This is a genomic window from Pectobacterium peruviense (genome assembly GCF_002847345.1).
GTDB lineage: Bacteria > Pseudomonadota > Gammaproteobacteria > Enterobacterales > Enterobacteriaceae > Pectobacterium > Pectobacterium peruviense.
Window position 1 is genome coordinate 1 of the sequence record NZ_LXFV01000020.1, and the last position, 17,256, is coordinate 17,256.

12 protein-coding genes are annotated in these 17,256 nt (G+C 52.6%); 4 read left to right on the plus strand and 8 right to left on the minus strand.

What is annotated here, in order from left to right; genetic code table 11:
- Positions 1 to 65 precede the first annotated feature (65 nt).
- Both yacL and acnB read right to left on the minus strand, forming a co-directional pair.
- A complete protein-coding gene (yacL, locus tag A0G03_RS15025) occupies positions 66 to 425 on the minus strand; it encodes a protein YacL (protein ID WP_039305843.1) in 360 nt (119 codons plus the stop codon).
- A gap of 170 nt (positions 426 to 595) precedes the next feature.
- Positions 596 to 3,193, minus strand: coding sequence for a bifunctional aconitate hydratase 2/2-methylisocitrate dehydratase (gene acnB / locus A0G03_RS15030; RefSeq protein ID WP_101749519.1), 2,598 nt, complete (start codon positions 3,191 to 3,193; stop codon positions 596 to 598).
- Between the two features lie 443 nt (positions 3,194 to 3,636).
- On the opposite strand from acnB, the gene A0G03_RS15035 reads away from it, so the two are divergent.
- Positions 3,637 to 4,143: a DUF3060 domain-containing protein gene (locus A0G03_RS15035; protein ID WP_048262277.1), complete on the plus strand. Its 507-nt coding sequence runs from the start codon at positions 3,637 to 3,639 to the stop codon at positions 4,141 to 4,143.
- A 135-nt stretch (positions 4,144 to 4,278) separates the two neighbouring features.
- Here A0G03_RS15035 and A0G03_RS15040 read toward each other — a convergent pair whose 3' ends face one another.
- Entirely contained in the window at positions 4,279 to 5,679 is a 1,401-nt protein-coding gene (locus tag A0G03_RS15040) for an RtcB family protein (protein ID WP_048262279.1), read from the minus strand.
- 259 nt (positions 5,680 to 5,938) lie between these two features.
- Between A0G03_RS15040 and A0G03_RS15045 the strand changes: the two genes are divergently transcribed.
- A complete protein-coding gene (locus A0G03_RS15045; RefSeq protein ID WP_048262281.1) occupies positions 5,939 to 6,250 on the plus strand; it encodes an ArsR/SmtB family transcription factor in 312 nt (103 codons plus the stop codon).
- A 142-nt stretch (positions 6,251 to 6,392) separates the two neighbouring features.
- Here the strand turns inward: A0G03_RS15045 and A0G03_RS15050 are convergent, their stop codons facing one another.
- Positions 6,393 to 8,693: a TonB-dependent siderophore receptor gene (locus tag A0G03_RS15050; protein WP_048262282.1), complete on the minus strand. Its 2,301-nt coding sequence runs from the start codon at positions 8,691 to 8,693 to the stop codon at positions 6,393 to 6,395.
- 426 nt (positions 8,694 to 9,119) lie between these two features.
- On the opposite strand from A0G03_RS15050, the gene A0G03_RS15055 reads away from it, so the two are divergent.
- Positions 9,120 to 10,103, plus strand: coding sequence for a helix-turn-helix transcriptional regulator (locus A0G03_RS15055; protein ID WP_048262284.1), 984 nt, complete (start codon positions 9,120 to 9,122; stop codon positions 10,101 to 10,103).
- A 108-nt stretch (positions 10,104 to 10,211) separates the two neighbouring features.
- A complete protein-coding gene (locus A0G03_RS15060; RefSeq protein WP_048262287.1) occupies positions 10,212 to 11,540 on the plus strand; it encodes an MmgE/PrpD family protein in 1,329 nt (442 codons plus the stop codon).
- Between the two features lie 108 nt (positions 11,541 to 11,648).
- Here A0G03_RS15060 and A0G03_RS15065 read toward each other — a convergent pair whose 3' ends face one another.
- The 4 genes from A0G03_RS15065 to A0G03_RS15080 form a co-directional block, all read right to left on the minus strand.
- Entirely contained in the window at positions 11,649 to 13,406 is a 1,758-nt protein-coding gene (locus tag A0G03_RS15065; RefSeq protein ID WP_223250573.1) for a hypothetical protein, read from the minus strand.
- A 68-nt stretch (positions 13,407 to 13,474) separates the two neighbouring features.
- Positions 13,475 to 14,653 (minus strand): dienelactone hydrolase family protein, encoded by a 1,179-nt coding sequence (locus A0G03_RS15070; RefSeq protein WP_048262291.1) that lies wholly within the window; start codon positions 14,651 to 14,653, stop codon positions 13,475 to 13,477.
- Positions 14,654 to 14,778: 125 nt separating this feature from the next.
- Positions 14,779 to 15,975: an MFS transporter gene (locus A0G03_RS15075; RefSeq protein ID WP_262982882.1), complete on the minus strand. Its 1,197-nt coding sequence runs from the start codon at positions 15,973 to 15,975 to the stop codon at positions 14,779 to 14,781.
- Positions 15,972 to 17,165 carry a serine hydrolase domain-containing protein gene (locus A0G03_RS15080; RefSeq protein WP_048262293.1) on the minus strand — a complete coding sequence of 398 codons (1,194 nt, stop codon included), beginning with the start codon at positions 17,163 to 17,165 and terminating at the stop codon, positions 15,972 to 15,974. The genes A0G03_RS15075 and A0G03_RS15080 overlap by 4 nt, the downstream gene beginning before the upstream one ends.
- Positions 17,166 to 17,256: the final 91 nt, after the last annotated feature.

Consider the following 17,256-nt stretch of genomic DNA (forward strand, 5'->3'; position numbering starts at 1 on the left):
ATCCGTCTGGCGGGTGGTGTTTTCAAAACGATCGTGTTATCAAAACGCTCGAATAACTAAAACGATCAATGCAGGATGAACTCGCGATACTTTTCCACCAGCGTCAGAAAATCATCCAGACCGCATAGAGACAGGCTCTCTTCGTCGTAATAACTCATGCCCTCCTCCAGCTCATCCGTGGTGAAAGAGAGCTGATTCGCTTGCACCATCACTTCTTCTTCATCCAGCAGCAACGTATATTCGTGGCCCACTCGTCGCCACTGCCGCTCGCTGCCTGCGACGGAACGCGCCGCATCCTCAACGTCAGTCAATATCGTTAGCTGGCCTTTCACTTCTTCATTGAACCAGTGCCCAATCGCTTCATGTCCCATCGACATACGAACGATGACCTGACCCGTCACATCCCGCAAAAATTCATAGTCCATGATGCCATCCTCACTGTGATGTTTCTTTTGTTCAGTTTAGTCGCCTCTACACCCTATCGTCGTGATGCACCTTCACCTTTGATGTTGCAGATGCACAAGGTGGAATGGAGCAGGCAGAAAAAAAGGAGGCACAAGGCCTCCTTCGGTGTAGGGATGCGAACTATAGCGAGTTAGACAGTCGTCTGGAAGATCACACCATCGGCTTTCTCGGTATATTGACCTAACTGGTCAAAATTCAGATAGCGATAGGTGTCCTGCGCGGTTTTATCCACTTGCGACATGTAGGTCTGGTACTCTTCCGACGTCGGCAAACGGCCCAGCAGCGAGGCAACCGCAGCCAGTTCCGCAGATGCCAGATAGACGTTGGCACCGGTTCCCAAACGGTTCGGGAAGTTACGGGTCGACGTAGAAACGACGGTCGCACCATCAGCCACACGCGCCTGGTTACCCATGCACAGCGAGCAGCCTGGGATCTCGATACGCGCACCGCTCTTGCCAAACACGCTGTAGTAGCCTTCTTCCGTCAGCTGTGCAGCGTCCATTTTGGTCGGTGGCGCAACCCAGAGGCGAGTCGGCAGCTGGCCTTTGTGGCTATCCAGCAGTTTACCCGCCGCACGGAAGTGTCCGATGTTGGTCATACAGGAACCGATGAAGACTTCATCAATCTTCTCGCCCTGCACGTCAGACAGCCAACGCGCATCGTCTGGATCGTTCGGCGCACACAGGATCGGCTCTTTGATGTCGGCCAGATCGATGTCGATCACCGCCGCATACTCAGCATCGGCATCCGCTTCCAGCAGTTGCGGATCCGCCAGCCATTTTTCCATACCCTGAACACGACGTTCCAGCGTACGACGATCGCCGTAACCTTCGGAGATCATCCACTTCAGCAGCACGATGTTGGAGTTCAGATACTCGATGATCGGCGCTTTATCCAGCTTGATGGTACAACCAGCCGCAGAACGTTCCGCCGAGGCGTCGGTCAGTTCAAACGCCTGCTCGACTTTCAGATCCGGCAGACCTTCGATCTCCAGAATACGACCAGAGAAGATGTTCTTCTTACCTTTCTTCTCAACGGTCAGCAAACCTTGCTTGATGGCATACAGCGGAATGGCGTGAACCAGATCGCGCAGAGTAATACCCGGCTGCATTTTGCCTTTGAAGCGCACCAGAACGGATTCCGGCATGTCCAGCGGCATCACGCCCGTAGCCGCAGCGAACGCCACCAGCCCAGAACCCGCAGGGAAAGAGATGCCGATTGGGAAACGGGTGTGGGAGTCACCGCCCGTACCAACGGTATCCGGCAGCAGCATACGGTTCAGCCAGGAGTGGATAACACCATCGCCCGGACGCAGCGATACACCGCCACGGTTCATGATGAAATCAGGCAGCGTGTGGTGCGTGGTCACATCAACTGGCTTCGGATAGGCCGCAGTGTGACAGAACGACTGCATCACCAAGTCAGCGGAGAAGCCGAGACAAGCCAGATCTTTCAGCTCATCACGAGTCATCGGCCCGGTGGTATCCTGTGAACCCACGGATGTCATCTTAGGTTCGCAGTATTCATCAGGGCGAATACCCGCGACGCCACAAGCGCGGCCGACCATTTTCTGCGCCAGTGAGAAGCCTTTTTTGCTGGCTTCAACCGCTTTGGAAATACGGAAGACATCGCTGTGCGGCAAGCCCAGTGACTCACGCGCTTTAGACGTCAGCCCGCGTCCGATGATCAGTGGAATACGGCCACCGGAGCGCACTTCATCCAGCAATACGTCGGTCTTCAGGGCAAATGTCGCCAGCACTTCATTCGTATCATGACGGCGTACTTCACCTTCATACGGATAGATGTCGATCACATCACCCATATTCAGATCGTTAACATCAACTTCGATCGGCAGCGCACCGGCATCTTCCATAGTGTTGAAGAAGATCGGGGCGATCTTTCCGCCCAGCACCACACCACCGCCGCGTTTGTTCGGAACATGAGGAATGTCTTCACCCATGAACCACAGCACGGAGTTGGTGGCAGATTTACGCGATGATCCCGTACCGACGACGTCACCGACGTAAGCCAGAGGGAAGCCTTTCTTGTTCAGTTCTTCGATCTGTTTGATCGGGCCCACGTTGCCAGGCTGATCGGGATCAATGCCTTCACGGGCGTTCTTCAGCATCGCCAACGCATGCAGCGGGATATCAGGGCGTGACCAGGCATCAGGTGCCGGAGACAGGTCATCCGTGTTAGTTTCACCGGTGACTTTAAAGACGGTAACGGTAATTTTTTCCGCCAGTTTCGGGCGGGACAGGAACCACTCGGCATCAGCCCAGGATTGAATCACTTTCTTGGCGTGCGCATTGCCTGCTTTCGCCTTTTCTTCCACATCATAGAAGTTATCAAACATCAGCAGCGTCTGGGACAACGCTTTCGCGGCAATCGGTGCCAGCGTGTCGCTGTCTAACGCATCAATTAGCGGATGAATGTTATAACCACCTTGCATGGTGCCCAGCAGCTCAATCGCTTTTTCCTGGCTAACCAAGGGGGAAGTGGCTTCGCCTTTAGCGACGGCAGCCAAAAAGCCAGCCTTCACGTAGGCGGCTTCATCAACACCGGGCGGAACACGGTTAATCAACAGATCAAGCAACGCGTCTTCTTCGCCTGCTTGGGGATTCTTGAGTGACTCAACCAGCGCGGCCATCTGCGTGGCATCTAACGGTTTAGGAACAATTCCCTGCGCAGCCCGCTCAGCTACGTGCTTACGGTATTCTTCTAGCACGACGTTCTCCTCGCTCTCATTGTCTTCATTATGCCCGGCGCTCTTGTTCCCACTTGTGGTGTCCATGCCTGGGTGTCAGCGTGTGGATGTAAGGTAGCAGAGTGTCCGGTCCAGCCTCGTCAGCATATCAGGATTTGAATTGATTGTTAATTCGTTCACATAATAGCAACATTAATTTTTATTCAACTGTGCTATGTGACCAATGTCACTATCACTGAAAAATACCGACATCAGCAGAATAGCATGTCCCTGACAGCGCACACTAACTATGCTGATTTAACCACGTAATATGTGGGTTTTTAACAACATAACGTGATTAAGCATCGTCTAAGGACGCAGAGATAATCAGAATGTTCGCAATAGAGTCTGGATAAGTGTTAACAGATGATAGGGCCCCCACGGCAACAATGCCGGATGGCTTCATTGATAACAGGAAAGACTCCATGAAGATGAAACGGTATCTGCACGTGGTTTCTGCCACACTTCTGGCGTTCACCGCATCTGTCTATGCCGCACCTATCGAACTGGAGGGTATCGGCTTAACACGCGATATTCCTTGTAATGGTAATGATGTCAGTATTTCAGGCAACGGCAATAACATCGCCCTCACAGGCAAATGTGCCGCGATTTCCGTCACGGGTTCCGAGCACAACGTCACATTCGATACCGCCACATCGCTTACCGTGACCGGTTCCGAGATTGCCGTTACAGGTCAATCAACCGGAGACCTGACCGTCGCCGCCTATAAAAACACGATCCGCACTCACATTGTTGCCGATGATAAGCCAGTAAAGGTGAACGTAACCGGCACGGAGCATCATCTCGATTTTGATTTTAACGGGCCTGCTCTGGTCTCTTTCAATGGCATAAGTAACCGCCTCTCATGGGGCGGAACAGAGCCGAAATTCTCGTCTAGCGGCGCCAATAACGTCATCAAACAAAAACCCTAGTCTGGACAGATAACCACAAATGCCCAACAACGGGCGCTGGCGATGAAGAACATACGCCCCAATCAACCACTCGCCGATTGGGGCGCAATGCTCAGTACAAAAGTATTGAATCTATTCCTTCAGGGGCGGGTCACATCAGGCCTTAAACGTCAGCCACGGGCGTAACCGTGCAACAGGTTGAATCAGCCCTGACTGTTCCTGAATATCAATCACGGGCGTCACCGGTTTATAGGCCGCGGGGGCTTCTTCCCGCAGGCGCTCGTCCTTCAGCGTAATACATTGCCAGGGCAGCGCATCGACTTGATTCGCCGTATCGATCTTGTTACGCATACTCTGCCGACGCTCGGCACGCCCTGCACCGTGTGAACACGACCACAGCCAATCGGGGTTCCCTTTCCCAGTAACGAGATAGGAGTAATCCCCCATTGAACCGGGAATCAGCGCAAACTCCCCAGCTTTTGCGGGTGTCGCCCCTTTGCGATGCAGGTTCATTCCATGTTCCGGCAGAATGATGTTATGTGATAGATCAACAACCAGCTTGCTGGTATCTCGCGTGAATACCTGCTTCCAAGAAGAACGGATCAGTTCCGTCAGTACAATCCGATTGATCCACGCATAGCGGGCAGCGACGCCCATGGCCTCCATATAATCCGCCGCGTGTTCATCAACCAGACCAAACAGGCCGGAGGCCGGATATTTCTCCCCAGTTGGCCAGCAGGTGCGCGCTTTATCAATCCCGCGGTGGCCGACATAAAAGCCAACGTCTCGTGAACCGGTGTGAATCATAACGACGACCTCTCCTTCCTTCACACCAGCCTGATACGCCGCATGTCGGTCCAAAACGGCATCGACAATTTGCAGCTCAACGAAGTGGTTACCCGACCCGACCGTGCCCAGACTGGAAGGACGAATAATCGCACGAGGCGCAAAAAACGGCTCGGGCGCATGTCGACTATGGGCGTGAATCGCCTCGGTTCCGGCGATGGAGGCAAGCTCAGCCGACAGTCGTTGGAAGTCCACGTCCTGCCAAAGCCCCTGCATAGGCAGTGCCGCCAGCCACGCCGACAGCCCCTCATCAAAGAGCGCAGAAAACGAATCCGGCGTGACGGGAACATCGCGCTGATCCAGAAGTAACGTATTTTTGAGCGCCTGAATCAGCGCGGGTTTGTGCTCATTGGCATCCGCATGATGCACGCCCGTGGTCAGCAAGCGCATGCCGCAATTGATATCCGTCCCAATCGCCGCAGGGATAACGAAGTTCTCCGTTGTGGCAACAATACTGCCGACGGGCGCAAGCGTACCGGGGTGGAAATCCGGCGTCGCGCGAGCGGCACAGACGTGCGCATCACTGCCCGGCATATGAACAGAGGCAAAATCCAGCAGTTGTTGAACCGCCTTCTCTTCCAGCGGCAACGCTTCCGGCAACAGAATTTGCGCTTCTGCGCGCTGCCTGCGGAGATGATAAATAGAATGTTGGTAATCGGTGTCTATCCCCAAACGGGATAAACGTTTTTGTAAGCGAGTGAATGTAGACATGGTGCTACCTAGAAAACAAAAAATCGCTCCTCCCATTTCGAGGAGAAGGTTGTTTTTCCTGCAGCAGCAGATTCATGAAAGGATGTCAGGTTATTGTAAGGAGGAACGACCTTATTGTAAACCGCAGGTAGCATAGCGCGGGTTCCATCACCCGCGGCTTTATCGATGCTAGTCATTCTCCTCACTCAAGGTCGAGGGTATGGTAAGCTCAATACATTAGGCATCACTAAATTAGTCAGTAACGCACGGCGGAGTGAATATGGCGTTGAGTAATTCGGATCGGGAATTCATGCAAGACGGCGCGGCAAAAGCAGCGGCATTGCTGCGCGCGATTGGCAACGAAAACCGGCTACTGGTGCTTTGCTTACTCATTGAGCACAGCGAAATGTCGGTGGGTACGTTACTTGAGCATATCCCGCTGAGCCAGTCCGCCCTCTCGCAACATCTGGCAAAAATGCGTGAAGAAGGGCTGATTAGCTATCGGCGCGAGTCACAAACACTGTACTACCGCATCGAAAATCACGACGTAGAGAAAATCGTCGCCACCTTAAAAGCCCTTTTCTGTCCCTGATAGCGATAATAAAAAATTTCCGGGAGAAATTTTTAACGTTGCGCAGCAAGGGCCCGCGGGGTGACGGCCAGGGATGGCACGCCATAAAAAACGCCACGGGATTTCCCATGGCGTTTGCGACTCAGTATGACGGGTATAAGATTTAGAACGACGTCTTCACGCTGACAAAGAAGGTGCGCCCCGGTTCGTTATAGGTTGCCGCACCGGCACCCGCAATGGTGACAACGTTATTGTTCACCACATCCTGCGCATTACCCGCACGGAACAGGCGTTTATCCAACAGGTTCTCTACACCGCCCGTCACGCTCAGGTTCTTGTTAAATTTATAGGTACTGCTTAACCCGAACAGTGCATAAGGGCTTAACTCATTGGTGGCGCTACCCGTTACGCGCTCACCTTTGTAGTTATATTTCTTCGGCTTCTGGCGACCATACCAGGTCACATCCGCCAGGAAGGAAAGGCTCTCCGTCGCCTGCCAGTCCACCGATGAGTTCAGCGTAAATTCAGGCGTAATCGACAGGTAGTCACCCGTGGTTTTATTCTTCGACTCCAGCATCCAGGTCAGGTTGTTACGCCAGTTGATCGTCTCCGTGACAGGAACGGTCAGGTTACCTTCCAGTCCCTGAATGACGGCTTTCGGTACATTGCCCCATTGGAAAATATTAGCATTAGCATATTGGGAATTAGTACCGCCCACCGCTTTACCAATGACAGTATTGCCTGCTTCAATTTTGTTACGGTAATCGTTATGGAAGTAGGTGACGCCCGCGATCAACCCATCGCGGTGAAACTCCAGACCAATCTCTTTATTCAGGCTGGTTTCCGCTTTCAGATCTTCATTGCCGATCAGGTAGCAAGATGTGCCGCCAGCACAGCCTTGGCCACGGCTATAGAGAAGGTAATTCTCGTTAGTCTGATACAGGTTCGGTGCTTTATAAGCACGAGCGATACCTAACTTCAGCGTGTAGTCGTCACCCAATTCCTGCGACAAATTGAGCGACGGACTCCAGTTGGTACCTGCCGTGCTGTGATGATCGACACGCAGTGCAGGCGTCAGCATAGTGCTGTCGGTCAATTGGACGTTATCTTCCACAAAGGCAGAAGCCAGACGAGCGACAGATTTCTCACTGCGACCACTGCTGCTAAGCGAACCCACACTGCCTGCTTCGGTTGTTGTCTGCGAGTTAGAAACCGGGTCTTTCATCTTCTGCTCGTTCCACTCAACCCCGAACGTTAAGACTTGATCGACCCAGACATTCAGCGGAAGATTCACTTCGTTATGCGCAGTGAAATTATCCAGCTTTATCGTGCCATATTGGTTTGGATTAGTGGTATCAAAAATCCCTTCTAAACCGCCAGATAGACCCTCAAGGATACGGGTATTATGCGTACGTTCGTATTGCAGATACGACGTAGAGCTGACGCCGCTGTCCCAGTAACCGCGATGTGTGACCGCAAAATTCTGCCGGTACATGCGGTTGGTTTCCTTGCCATAATTGCTGACGACAAGCGCGTTTGTGTTGGTATTTTGCGAATCGCCCGCATAGATATTACCCTGACGGCTGGAACCTGCTTCAAACTCCAGCGACTGCTGCTTGGTCATATCCCAACGCAGGAGGCCATTGATATCTTTGTTGCGTACCCCTTCACGCCCAGAAGGCAGTGAAGCTGACTGATTACCCGCGCGCACGGACTGATGTCCTTCATTAATATCGCGTGCATCGGCCTCAGTTTTATTCAGATTGCCGAACAGGCGGAAGCTTAGGCTGTCGGTTAGGCCGCCCATCAGGCTGAAATCGGTACGCTTGGTTGCACCTTCCGAGCTATGTTCCGGCTCGTTCAGGTAAGTATTCCAGGTACCGTGCCATTCTTGCGTCGGCTGTTTGGTGATGATGTTGACCACACCGCCCGCGGCACCGTTACCATAGCGCGCTGCCGCTGGGCCGCGCAGCACTTCAATGCGCTCAACCATGTCCGCAGGCACCCAGTTGGTGTCACCGCGAGTATCACGCTCACCGCGCCAGCCGTAACGTACTGCCGTACGGCTCGACACTGGCTTGCCATCCACCAGAATCAGCGTGTTTTCCGGTCCCATACCGCGGATATCGATCTGACGATTGTTGCCACGCTGGCCGCTAGTTGAGTTACCGGACAGATTGACACCCGGCATCGTGCGAATCAGCTCAGACAGATCGTTAGCAGGTGGACGTTTGCTGATATCCTCAGCCGTAATCACCGACACGCCAGGAGCCTGGCGAGTTTGCTCCGCAGCCGTCACCACCATCGTGTCTCCCGATAGGCTATTCTCGGTCTGATTCTGCACCTGAGGAGCAGGTTCTGTTGAAGGAATGGTCGAGGTCTGCGCCGCACTCAGAAACGAAGTCATCCCGCAGCTAACGCCAATGAGCGTCGCCAAATAACGGCGCGATTGTGGTAGTTTCATCAAAATTATCCTGCCCTGTAAGAAATGAATAAGTAGCCTGAAAAAGGTTCAACATCGCAGCCGGTACAGCGACACCTAACGACAATCAGCAAAAGTGCTGAATAACGGCGGAGATAAAACGCGCAGACGTAGCGGTTATCGGGAGAGAAGCGTCATGCAAACGGAGCATCACGTATCGTTGTTATGAAATACTGTCTGTAATCAATCAGCCCTTTTCTCCGCATTGCCAGAAATGGAAGATGCATTTATCGTGCAATGTGACCTCCCCAACGAAAAATGCTATTGAGAAGTATTTGCATTACCATTTTGGCGCGGTCATTGTTACATTTGTCATTCAGGACGGGGTTTGCTCTAGCAGCAAAATGTTTTGCCAAAGCATCAAAATGGAAGGCGCAGGTCGAAGGGTTTAATCAGGTAGGTAATCACGTGCGCAGCTTCACTCAGTCATCAAAGCCGATCTACAAAGATCACATCGTTCAGCAATCGAGTCTGGTCGCGAATAATTACCGTTTTATTGGTCCCCGGCTGATCGATAACACACCGGTGCTATTCGGATCGTTCACGGTTGTGCAGCTCAATCCGCATCTGATCCTGCATACCGCGGATGTGATTAATCGCCACAACATGAAAACCCAAAACCTGCTGGATGGTGCGATCAAGCTGGCCATCGTGGTGAGCGGCAATGCACATATCTCATTTGGCCATCAGGAACTGCATCTGGGAGAGAGCCAACCCGCTTCCCTGATTGCACTAACGGAGCCGACGATGTTTACCCGCATCGGCAAGCGTGATGAATATGAACGCACCATTACGCTAACGTTCGACAGAGAATGGTTGTACGGCAATATGATGGATACCGTTGGCGACTGGCAGGCTATCCACGATTTCACACAGACTCACCTTGCGACACACTTATGGACACCGTCCCGACAGGCGCTGGCAATTGCCTTACAAACGCTGGATGCTAAACCTTGCCAAACGCCGCTCCAGCGCCTTTATCTGGAAACGCAGTGCATGAGCCTGATTATCGAAGCGTTTACGTCACTGACCGCCAGCGTGGCGCAGGAGAAAAATAGCGGTGTCAGCCTGCGCGGCTACCATCGAATTCAGCAGATCAGAGATATGCTGGAAAGCGGCAGCGCCGATCATCTTTCGATGAGTGAAATCGCCAAAAGCGTCAACATGAGCGAAAGCACACTGCAGCGCCATTTTCGCCAGACGTTCAATATGAGCGTTTTTGAGTACCTTCGTAACTGCCGTCTACAACGTGCCATGCTAGCCTTGCAAAAAGACGGCATCGGTATTGCTCAAGCAGCTAGCATCGCGGGCTACAACAGCCCCGCCAACTTTGCCACCGCGCTGCGCCGTGCATTTGGCATTACACCTGGGCAGCTAAAAGACCGCTTTTGATTCTAACCACTAATAACCAAATGGAATTTATTATTCCGTTTGGTTATTAATTGCTATTCAGCGATGCGCAGTAAATTAGTGTTTTTCTGCCAAGATGCCTGACAACTCATGACCAATCAGACTGATATCACCGCAACGCTTGCCCACCACATTATCCATAGCGAGCCAAACCAAGACGCGATTGATGCCGCCCGGGAAGGGGTGACTGACTTCATCTCCACCGCGCTCCCGATCGCACAGGGGGCGATTGCTGATAGCGGGCTCGCGCCGTTAAAGCAGGTATTTAGCGGCACGGACAGCCTGACGCGTAGTCTGATTTTGGGTTATGCCGGTCACGTACTGGATTTTGACGATTATCATCCTGCATTTCGCGGCCACCCTAGCACCGTCATTCTACCTGCGCTGTTTGCCCTTGCTGCGGAGGATTCATCCGTTACGGAAGATGCGTTTTTGACAGCCTATGTGGTAGGCGTAGAAGCCGCTGGCAGAATCGGGCTGGCGTGCGGCCCGCGTCATTACAGTCTCGGCTATCACAACACGGCCACGCTCGGCGCTATCGCCGCTGCGGCTGCGGCGGCACGTCTGTCTGATGCATCAATAGAGCAAACACAAACTATTCTTGGCTTAGCCGCCACACAGGCCGCTGGGTTGCGGGCGCAGTTTGGTTCAGCGGTCAAACCGTTACACGCCGGGCTTTCTGCCAGAGCAGGATTAACCGCCGTCAAGCTGGGGTTAGCAGGCTTCGAGGGCAACAAGCAGTTGGTGATTGATGCGTTTCTTGCCGCGCATGGCGATCAAAAACAGCAGCCAGCACTGCTGGTTGAAAACTGGGGAGCGCCGTGGCGCATTCTTTCTCCCGGTCTGGAGTTCAAGCGCTACCCAACCTGTGGCGGAACCCACAGCGCCGCCGAAGCCGCGTTTGCGTTGCGGGAGCAGTGGCATGAGCAAAATGGTGCGGATGCCGATCTGGCCGACGCTATCGAGCGTATCACGGTAACCTTCCCGCCGGGCGGCGACGTCGCTCCTTTCATCCGTAACGCGACAAATGGCGTAGAAGCACGATTCAGTCTGGAATATGTCATTGCAGCGGCACTGATTGAAGGGGAACTGAAGCTGGCGCATTTTTCAGAAGCGCCAGTTGAAGCAGCAATCTCAGCACTGGCGAAGCGCGTCATACGCCGCGCCGATGAAACAGCGCCACCTGATGAGCTTGACCCAGAAGCACGTTTTCATGAGGTCACCCTGCATTTGCGTAACGGCAGCCCGCTAATCCAGCGCACCACGCGTCAGGAAACCTCTGCACGGCCAACCGATCTACGAGCTAAATTGCAGCAAACCATCGGTTCTCTGGCTCATCTCGACAGCAACCAGATCGCCGATCGTTGCGCGTTACGGCAGGAAGGCGATCTACGCTATTTGCTTGGGCTGCTATTTTAACAATGCTGGTTTTAACAAAATACTGGCTTTAACGGGATGCTGATTGCTGTCGATAACCATCATTATCGGCAGCACTATTCTCGACAACAACCATACCGTCAGATCGACTTAATCTGCCTGATGGGAAATTAATTTCCCTTTTTCATCAAATATCGTCACGCCCGGTACTCTGGAATAATTCCCTTCGCCCTCTGATTTATAACGGGTCGCCAGTATATGGGGAGACTTGTATTCAAACTCAAAATAGCCATCATCAGGATTAGCAACGATTAGCTTGCCTGTACTGTTGATAAGACCTTGCTCTACTTTGAAGTAGCTATTATCAAAGTTGGTTTTGAAAAACGACGCCTCGCCATACTGAAACAGGTTCTTTTTCTCTTGTGCAGGAATAGCTGGGAAACGCGCCACATCAAGCTGACGTAATACATGCAGAAACATCAAGCGTTCCAGCGGCGTTCCTGCATCTTTCGGTACTAAAAATTGTAATGTGAGCCCACTTCCCACATTCACATCGTATTCATAGCCGACAAACGCGCTGTCGCCATAAATAAAAATGTCACCCGCTTCTTTACCTTCGGGGACGATCTCTTTGGTTTCAGCCATGAGTTCAGGAATCGATTCGGGAACGATCTTAAAATAAATGTCATATTTAAACACTTCTGATGGAAACCGTATTTCAATGCGCGTTTTTGACATGCTGCGTTTAATAAAACGCTCAGGCTTCTCCATACGTTGTTCGAGTTTTTTCCAAATAGCCTGATGCATTTCTGCGATATTAAATTCATCCGCAATCTTTACACCATACTTCGCTTCCAACGCCTGCGGAGATAATGCTAGATCGTACATCGACAGCGCTTGTTCGCCACGATAGCGTTCATCCATCGTACGCAGTACGGCAAATGCTTTGGCTAACGCGGCGGTGTCCTCAGCATTCGCTAACCCAATAAAATAGCGCTGTTTAGCCTCATCATATTGAAAATAAACAGCTTCCAATTTTCCTTGTTGATTATCGTATGCCGCGCCGTTTTCCGACTGGAACAACACGCCCTTTTGTCCTGCCAGCCATGACGTCAGATTAAAATCTGCTTTCGCCGCGCTCACGGTGAATAGGTCAAAGTCAGTTTTATTCTGTCGATCTCGATAGGAATAGATCTGCGTGTCTTTATTTTCCTGGTCGATAAGCAGACGTCCCATTCTGCGGATATAAGTCCCGTGCTCCCACAAACTCAGCTTGTCATACATGGCAAACGGCAGCTTAATCGTAAAATGTTCTTCAGGATAAAAGGGAACTCCGGGGAAATCGCTCATCGGTGCACGGTTAAATGCCTCTTTCTCTTTAAGAAGTTGCGCCTGATAGGCTTTTTTGCGATCTTCAAAACGTTGCTTAATCTTGAGTAAATCGGGTGACTGTTCTTCCGTCTTTTTCAAGACCATCGTGATTTCACAGAAATAAAATGCACAGGCAGCGCTTTTATCCGATACGAACTGAACCTTGTTTTTCCCGATGATTTCTAGCGTGTGCCACGAACCGTTTATCTGTACTCGATTATCTTTTATGTCCTCGGTATGTTCGCCATCTACGCTGTAGTAGTTCACCTGAGTCGGTGTCAGATTAAAATAGATGTCGTTTTTAATGCCTTTAAGACCTTGCGTGATATGTTCCTGAAGATCATCTCTGTTTTTATTGGCTTCAGGACTTTTACTGTTATCAAACACAACGCGAATATCCTCAACCAGATATTTCCCCTCGCTACGTGTTTTTTCGCCATTACAACCCGACAGCCATAGCACCATCATGATAATGCCCAGGTATTTCTTCATCACCTCATCCCTGTAAAATTGAAAAGCCCCTGAATGCGACAGCACACAGAGGCGAGTCATGCATCAGTAACCTGATGTTATCAAAAAACTTATTACAATTCAGGCACCGCTGGCTAGGGTTTCAGCCATTGATCCAGAAAGCTAAAGACTTCTTCCTGTTGTTCCTGATAGAAGACGTGTCCCAGTTCAGGCCAGATCTTGGTTTGCAGCTTGATGTCCGCCCGCTGGGATTGCCACACCTTGTGCATCTTGGCGTAGGCATCTTCAACGGATTGCGTCGGGAACAGCTTGTCTTGGCCGCCGTTAAATAACAGCATCGGTTTTGGCGCGGCGACACTCGCCACATCAGGGAAATCAAAGCGCGTCGATAGTCCCGGATGCAGCATGTAGAATGCCGACTGGCCTCTCAGCACGTTATTTCCCGGCGTCATTAACCCGTCGTACGTACCAATCCAAGATACCGCCGCGGTTGCCGCCACCTTGTCAGACAGCGCAGCTAGCTGCCAGGCACGATACGCGCCCATTGAAAAACCGACGACGCCGATACGTTGTTTATCAACCTGCTCAAGCGATGCCAGAAAATCCGTCGCCCGCATATCCTCATAGGCCATCAGCCCGGCGAGTGAACGCCCAAGATTAAAGAAATTACTCGCCAGCGCCTGCTGCTGCTCATATTTGATCGGCCCGCGCGATCCCCAACCTAACGCATCCACCGCCAGCACCACATAACCCCGCTTCGCCAGTTCATCGCCGACAAAACGACCAGTGAAGAACTTATCTGCCCACGCCTGTGCGGAAGTAAGCTGTTCGTCATTGCCCCACGGCTTGATCATCTTCTCTTTGCCGATATCAAACTTAGCGCCGTGATCGTGCAGCAGGATCACCGCCGGATGAGGCCCCGCGCTTTTTGGCGTCAGGAGCAACGCGTCTACGCGGCTTTCATCAGTCAGATTGAAAGCGACCTTTTCTGCCGTGTAACTGCCACGATCCTGTTTTTCAATCGCCTGCGGTGCAAAGTCTTTGGTAGAGTCAGGCGTCAGAAGCAGCGAACGCAGCGTTTTTCTCGACTGGGATTGCCACTGACTAAAATCCGTAAAATTTCCAGATAGCCAGGAATCGGAGTAGGTCATTTGCTGTTTAAGCTGCGGATAAAATGAAGGCAGTCCTTCATCCGTCACCGCCTGATCCGCCGCTATTTGAGAGTGAGGGTTCATATCGTTCGCCATCAGTGAAGGGCTGGCTAGCAACGCCGCCAGTAGCCAGACAGAGGAGCGTAAGGTATTCAGATTCATCATAACCTCAAAAATAAAACATCGTTTCTTTTTTGAGGTTTGATTGTAATTGACGCGGCTAAAAATAAATGGACGGAGCGCGCATTATGCGAAGCAGCAGGCAAAAAATTTGGCGCTGCGCCATCTTACCGCCGTGCCACGGGGAAACCGTGTTGTCTGGCAGACCACACCACAGCGAACGCAATCAATAACAACGCCAGCAGTACCGGAGAGAATGCAACGACACCAAAACGCTCCAGCAGAACACCACCGATGATACCTCCCCCTGCGATAGCCATGTTCCAGACTGTGACCAACATAGACTGTGCGACATCAGCCCCCTCCTCAGCCGTTCTGACAATTGCCGTTTGGAACAGTGTCGCGGCACCGCCAAAGGCGAGTCCCCAGACTGCCACCGCCGCATAGACCACAACGGGTACATCACCTGCCACGCCAAGCGCCAGTACAGAAAGGCAGAACAATGCCGAGCAGGCAAGCGTCAGGGCTCGCAAATGGCGATCAATCAGCACGCCAACGATCCAGATCCCCAGCAGTGATGTGATGCCGAATACCAGCAGCACCAAACCAGTCTGTTCGACCATGCCCGCCGCGGCAAGAAACGGCGCAATGTAGGTGTAGAGAATGTTATGCGCCAGTACAAAGGCCAACACCACGCATAGTACGGGTCGCACGCCTGCTACGGTGAACACTTGCCTCAGCGACAGCCGCTTGCCTACTGGCTGTCTGGCAAAATCCGGTACCTGTACGCGTACCCACAACATGAGTATGACGGCTAAACCACTCATCATACCGAAACACATTCGCCAACCGATCAGGTTGCCAAGAAAGGTGCCAGCGGGCACGCCGAGTGACAATGCCAATGGTGTGCCGACCATCGCTATCGCAATAGCGCGTCCCTTCTGGTGTTCAGGCACCATACGGGCTGCATAGCCAGCCAGTAGTGCCCATAGCAGACCCGCTGCAATACCCGCCAGAAAACGCGCCGCCATCGTCAGCACATAGCTACCGGAAAACGTCGTAATCGTATTGGCAACGACGAAACCTGCGATGGCTGCCAACAGCAACGGGCGGCGACGTACACCTTGCGTCGCGGCGGTCAACGGGATCGCAGCTACCAGAGAACCCATAGCATAGATAGTGACGGTTTGTCCGACCCAGGCTTCGGATACCGCTAGCCCTTGTGCCATTTGCGGCAGCAGACCCGCAGGCAGCGCTTCGGTCAGGATAGTGATGAAAGCAGCCATAGCTAGCGCAAGCAGTGAGGCAATGGGCAAGTTGTCGCGCGGTGTCCTCGTCATTGAAGTTGTGATTGAGGCTGTCATTGCTCTGTCTCCAACGCGCCATACACCGCATCACGCAGATCGGTGACAAAACGCCCCGACATCCCCTCATACATCGTGTTGGTGAAAGCCACCACGCTCAAACCTTGAGTTCGATCGACAAACCATGAATGACCGTAGGCACCGCCCCAACGCCAGGTGCCTGATGACTCCGGCGACTCAGCTAACTGCGGATCGCGCAAGACCGAGAAACCGAGGCCAAAACCGCAACCCGGTGCATTGGGCAATTCCAGACCCTGTGTCTGATCGCGTCCCATCTCCTCGATCAGCGCGTCAGGCAGCGGTACACCGCCCCCTTTACGCAGCGCTTCCAACAGGCGCAGCAGATCCCACGGCGTACCCGCCATGCCAGCACCGCCCGATGGAAAAGCCTGTGCATCAAAGATGCGGGCGAGACTGTAGGTGATGCCGATTGCCCCTTCAAAAGGGGAAACCGTTTCACCTTCGGCCAAGCGATGCGGCTGTGGAGTATCGTTCACGTAAGTCGTCGTCAGGCGCAATGGATCACGCACAACGAAGCCAGTATCGTGCATACCCAGCGGGTCGGTCACCAGTTGGCGTACCGCCTCGTCCAGTGATGAACCGTGAATGTGCTCGATCAAGGCTCCCAATACATCCGTTGCCAACGAATAGCCCCAGGCCGTTCCCGGCATGTATTGCAGTGGAACGCTGGTGATACGACGCAAATTCTCATTCAAGCTAATGCCGGAAGCATCCATACCATCCGACACCCCCGCTTGCGCGTAGGGGCCATCCGCATGAGCCTCGAAAAATCGATAGCTTAAACCCGCGGTGTGGCTAAGCAGCTGTCGCACGGTAATGCGCGCCGGGCTGCCATCGAGCAGTCGGGGCTGGAACGTTGGCATCCAGCGAGTAATATCCTCATCCAGATCGAGCCGACCTTGCGCCACAAGCACCAGCGCCGCTACGGACACGATGGGCTTGCTCACAGAAGCCAGCCGGAAGATGGCGTCCAGCGCCATCGGGCGAGCATTCTCTCGGTCAGCCCACCCAGCAGCCTGCTGATGAATCAATTCACCGTTGCGTGCTACCAGCACGACGGCACCAACCAAACGACGCTCGTCTAGCGCTTGTTGAACGACGGCCTGAACTTGGGCTGAGAGATGCGCTGGTGAAGCACCGATATGCAGGGGAAATGCGGGAATTATCACGAAATGTTCCTTTCATCAATGAGCGTTCCCGTTACGATAGAAAATCGACAATTAAAGAAAAAGTAGGCTACAGTTCCTCGATATACGGAAC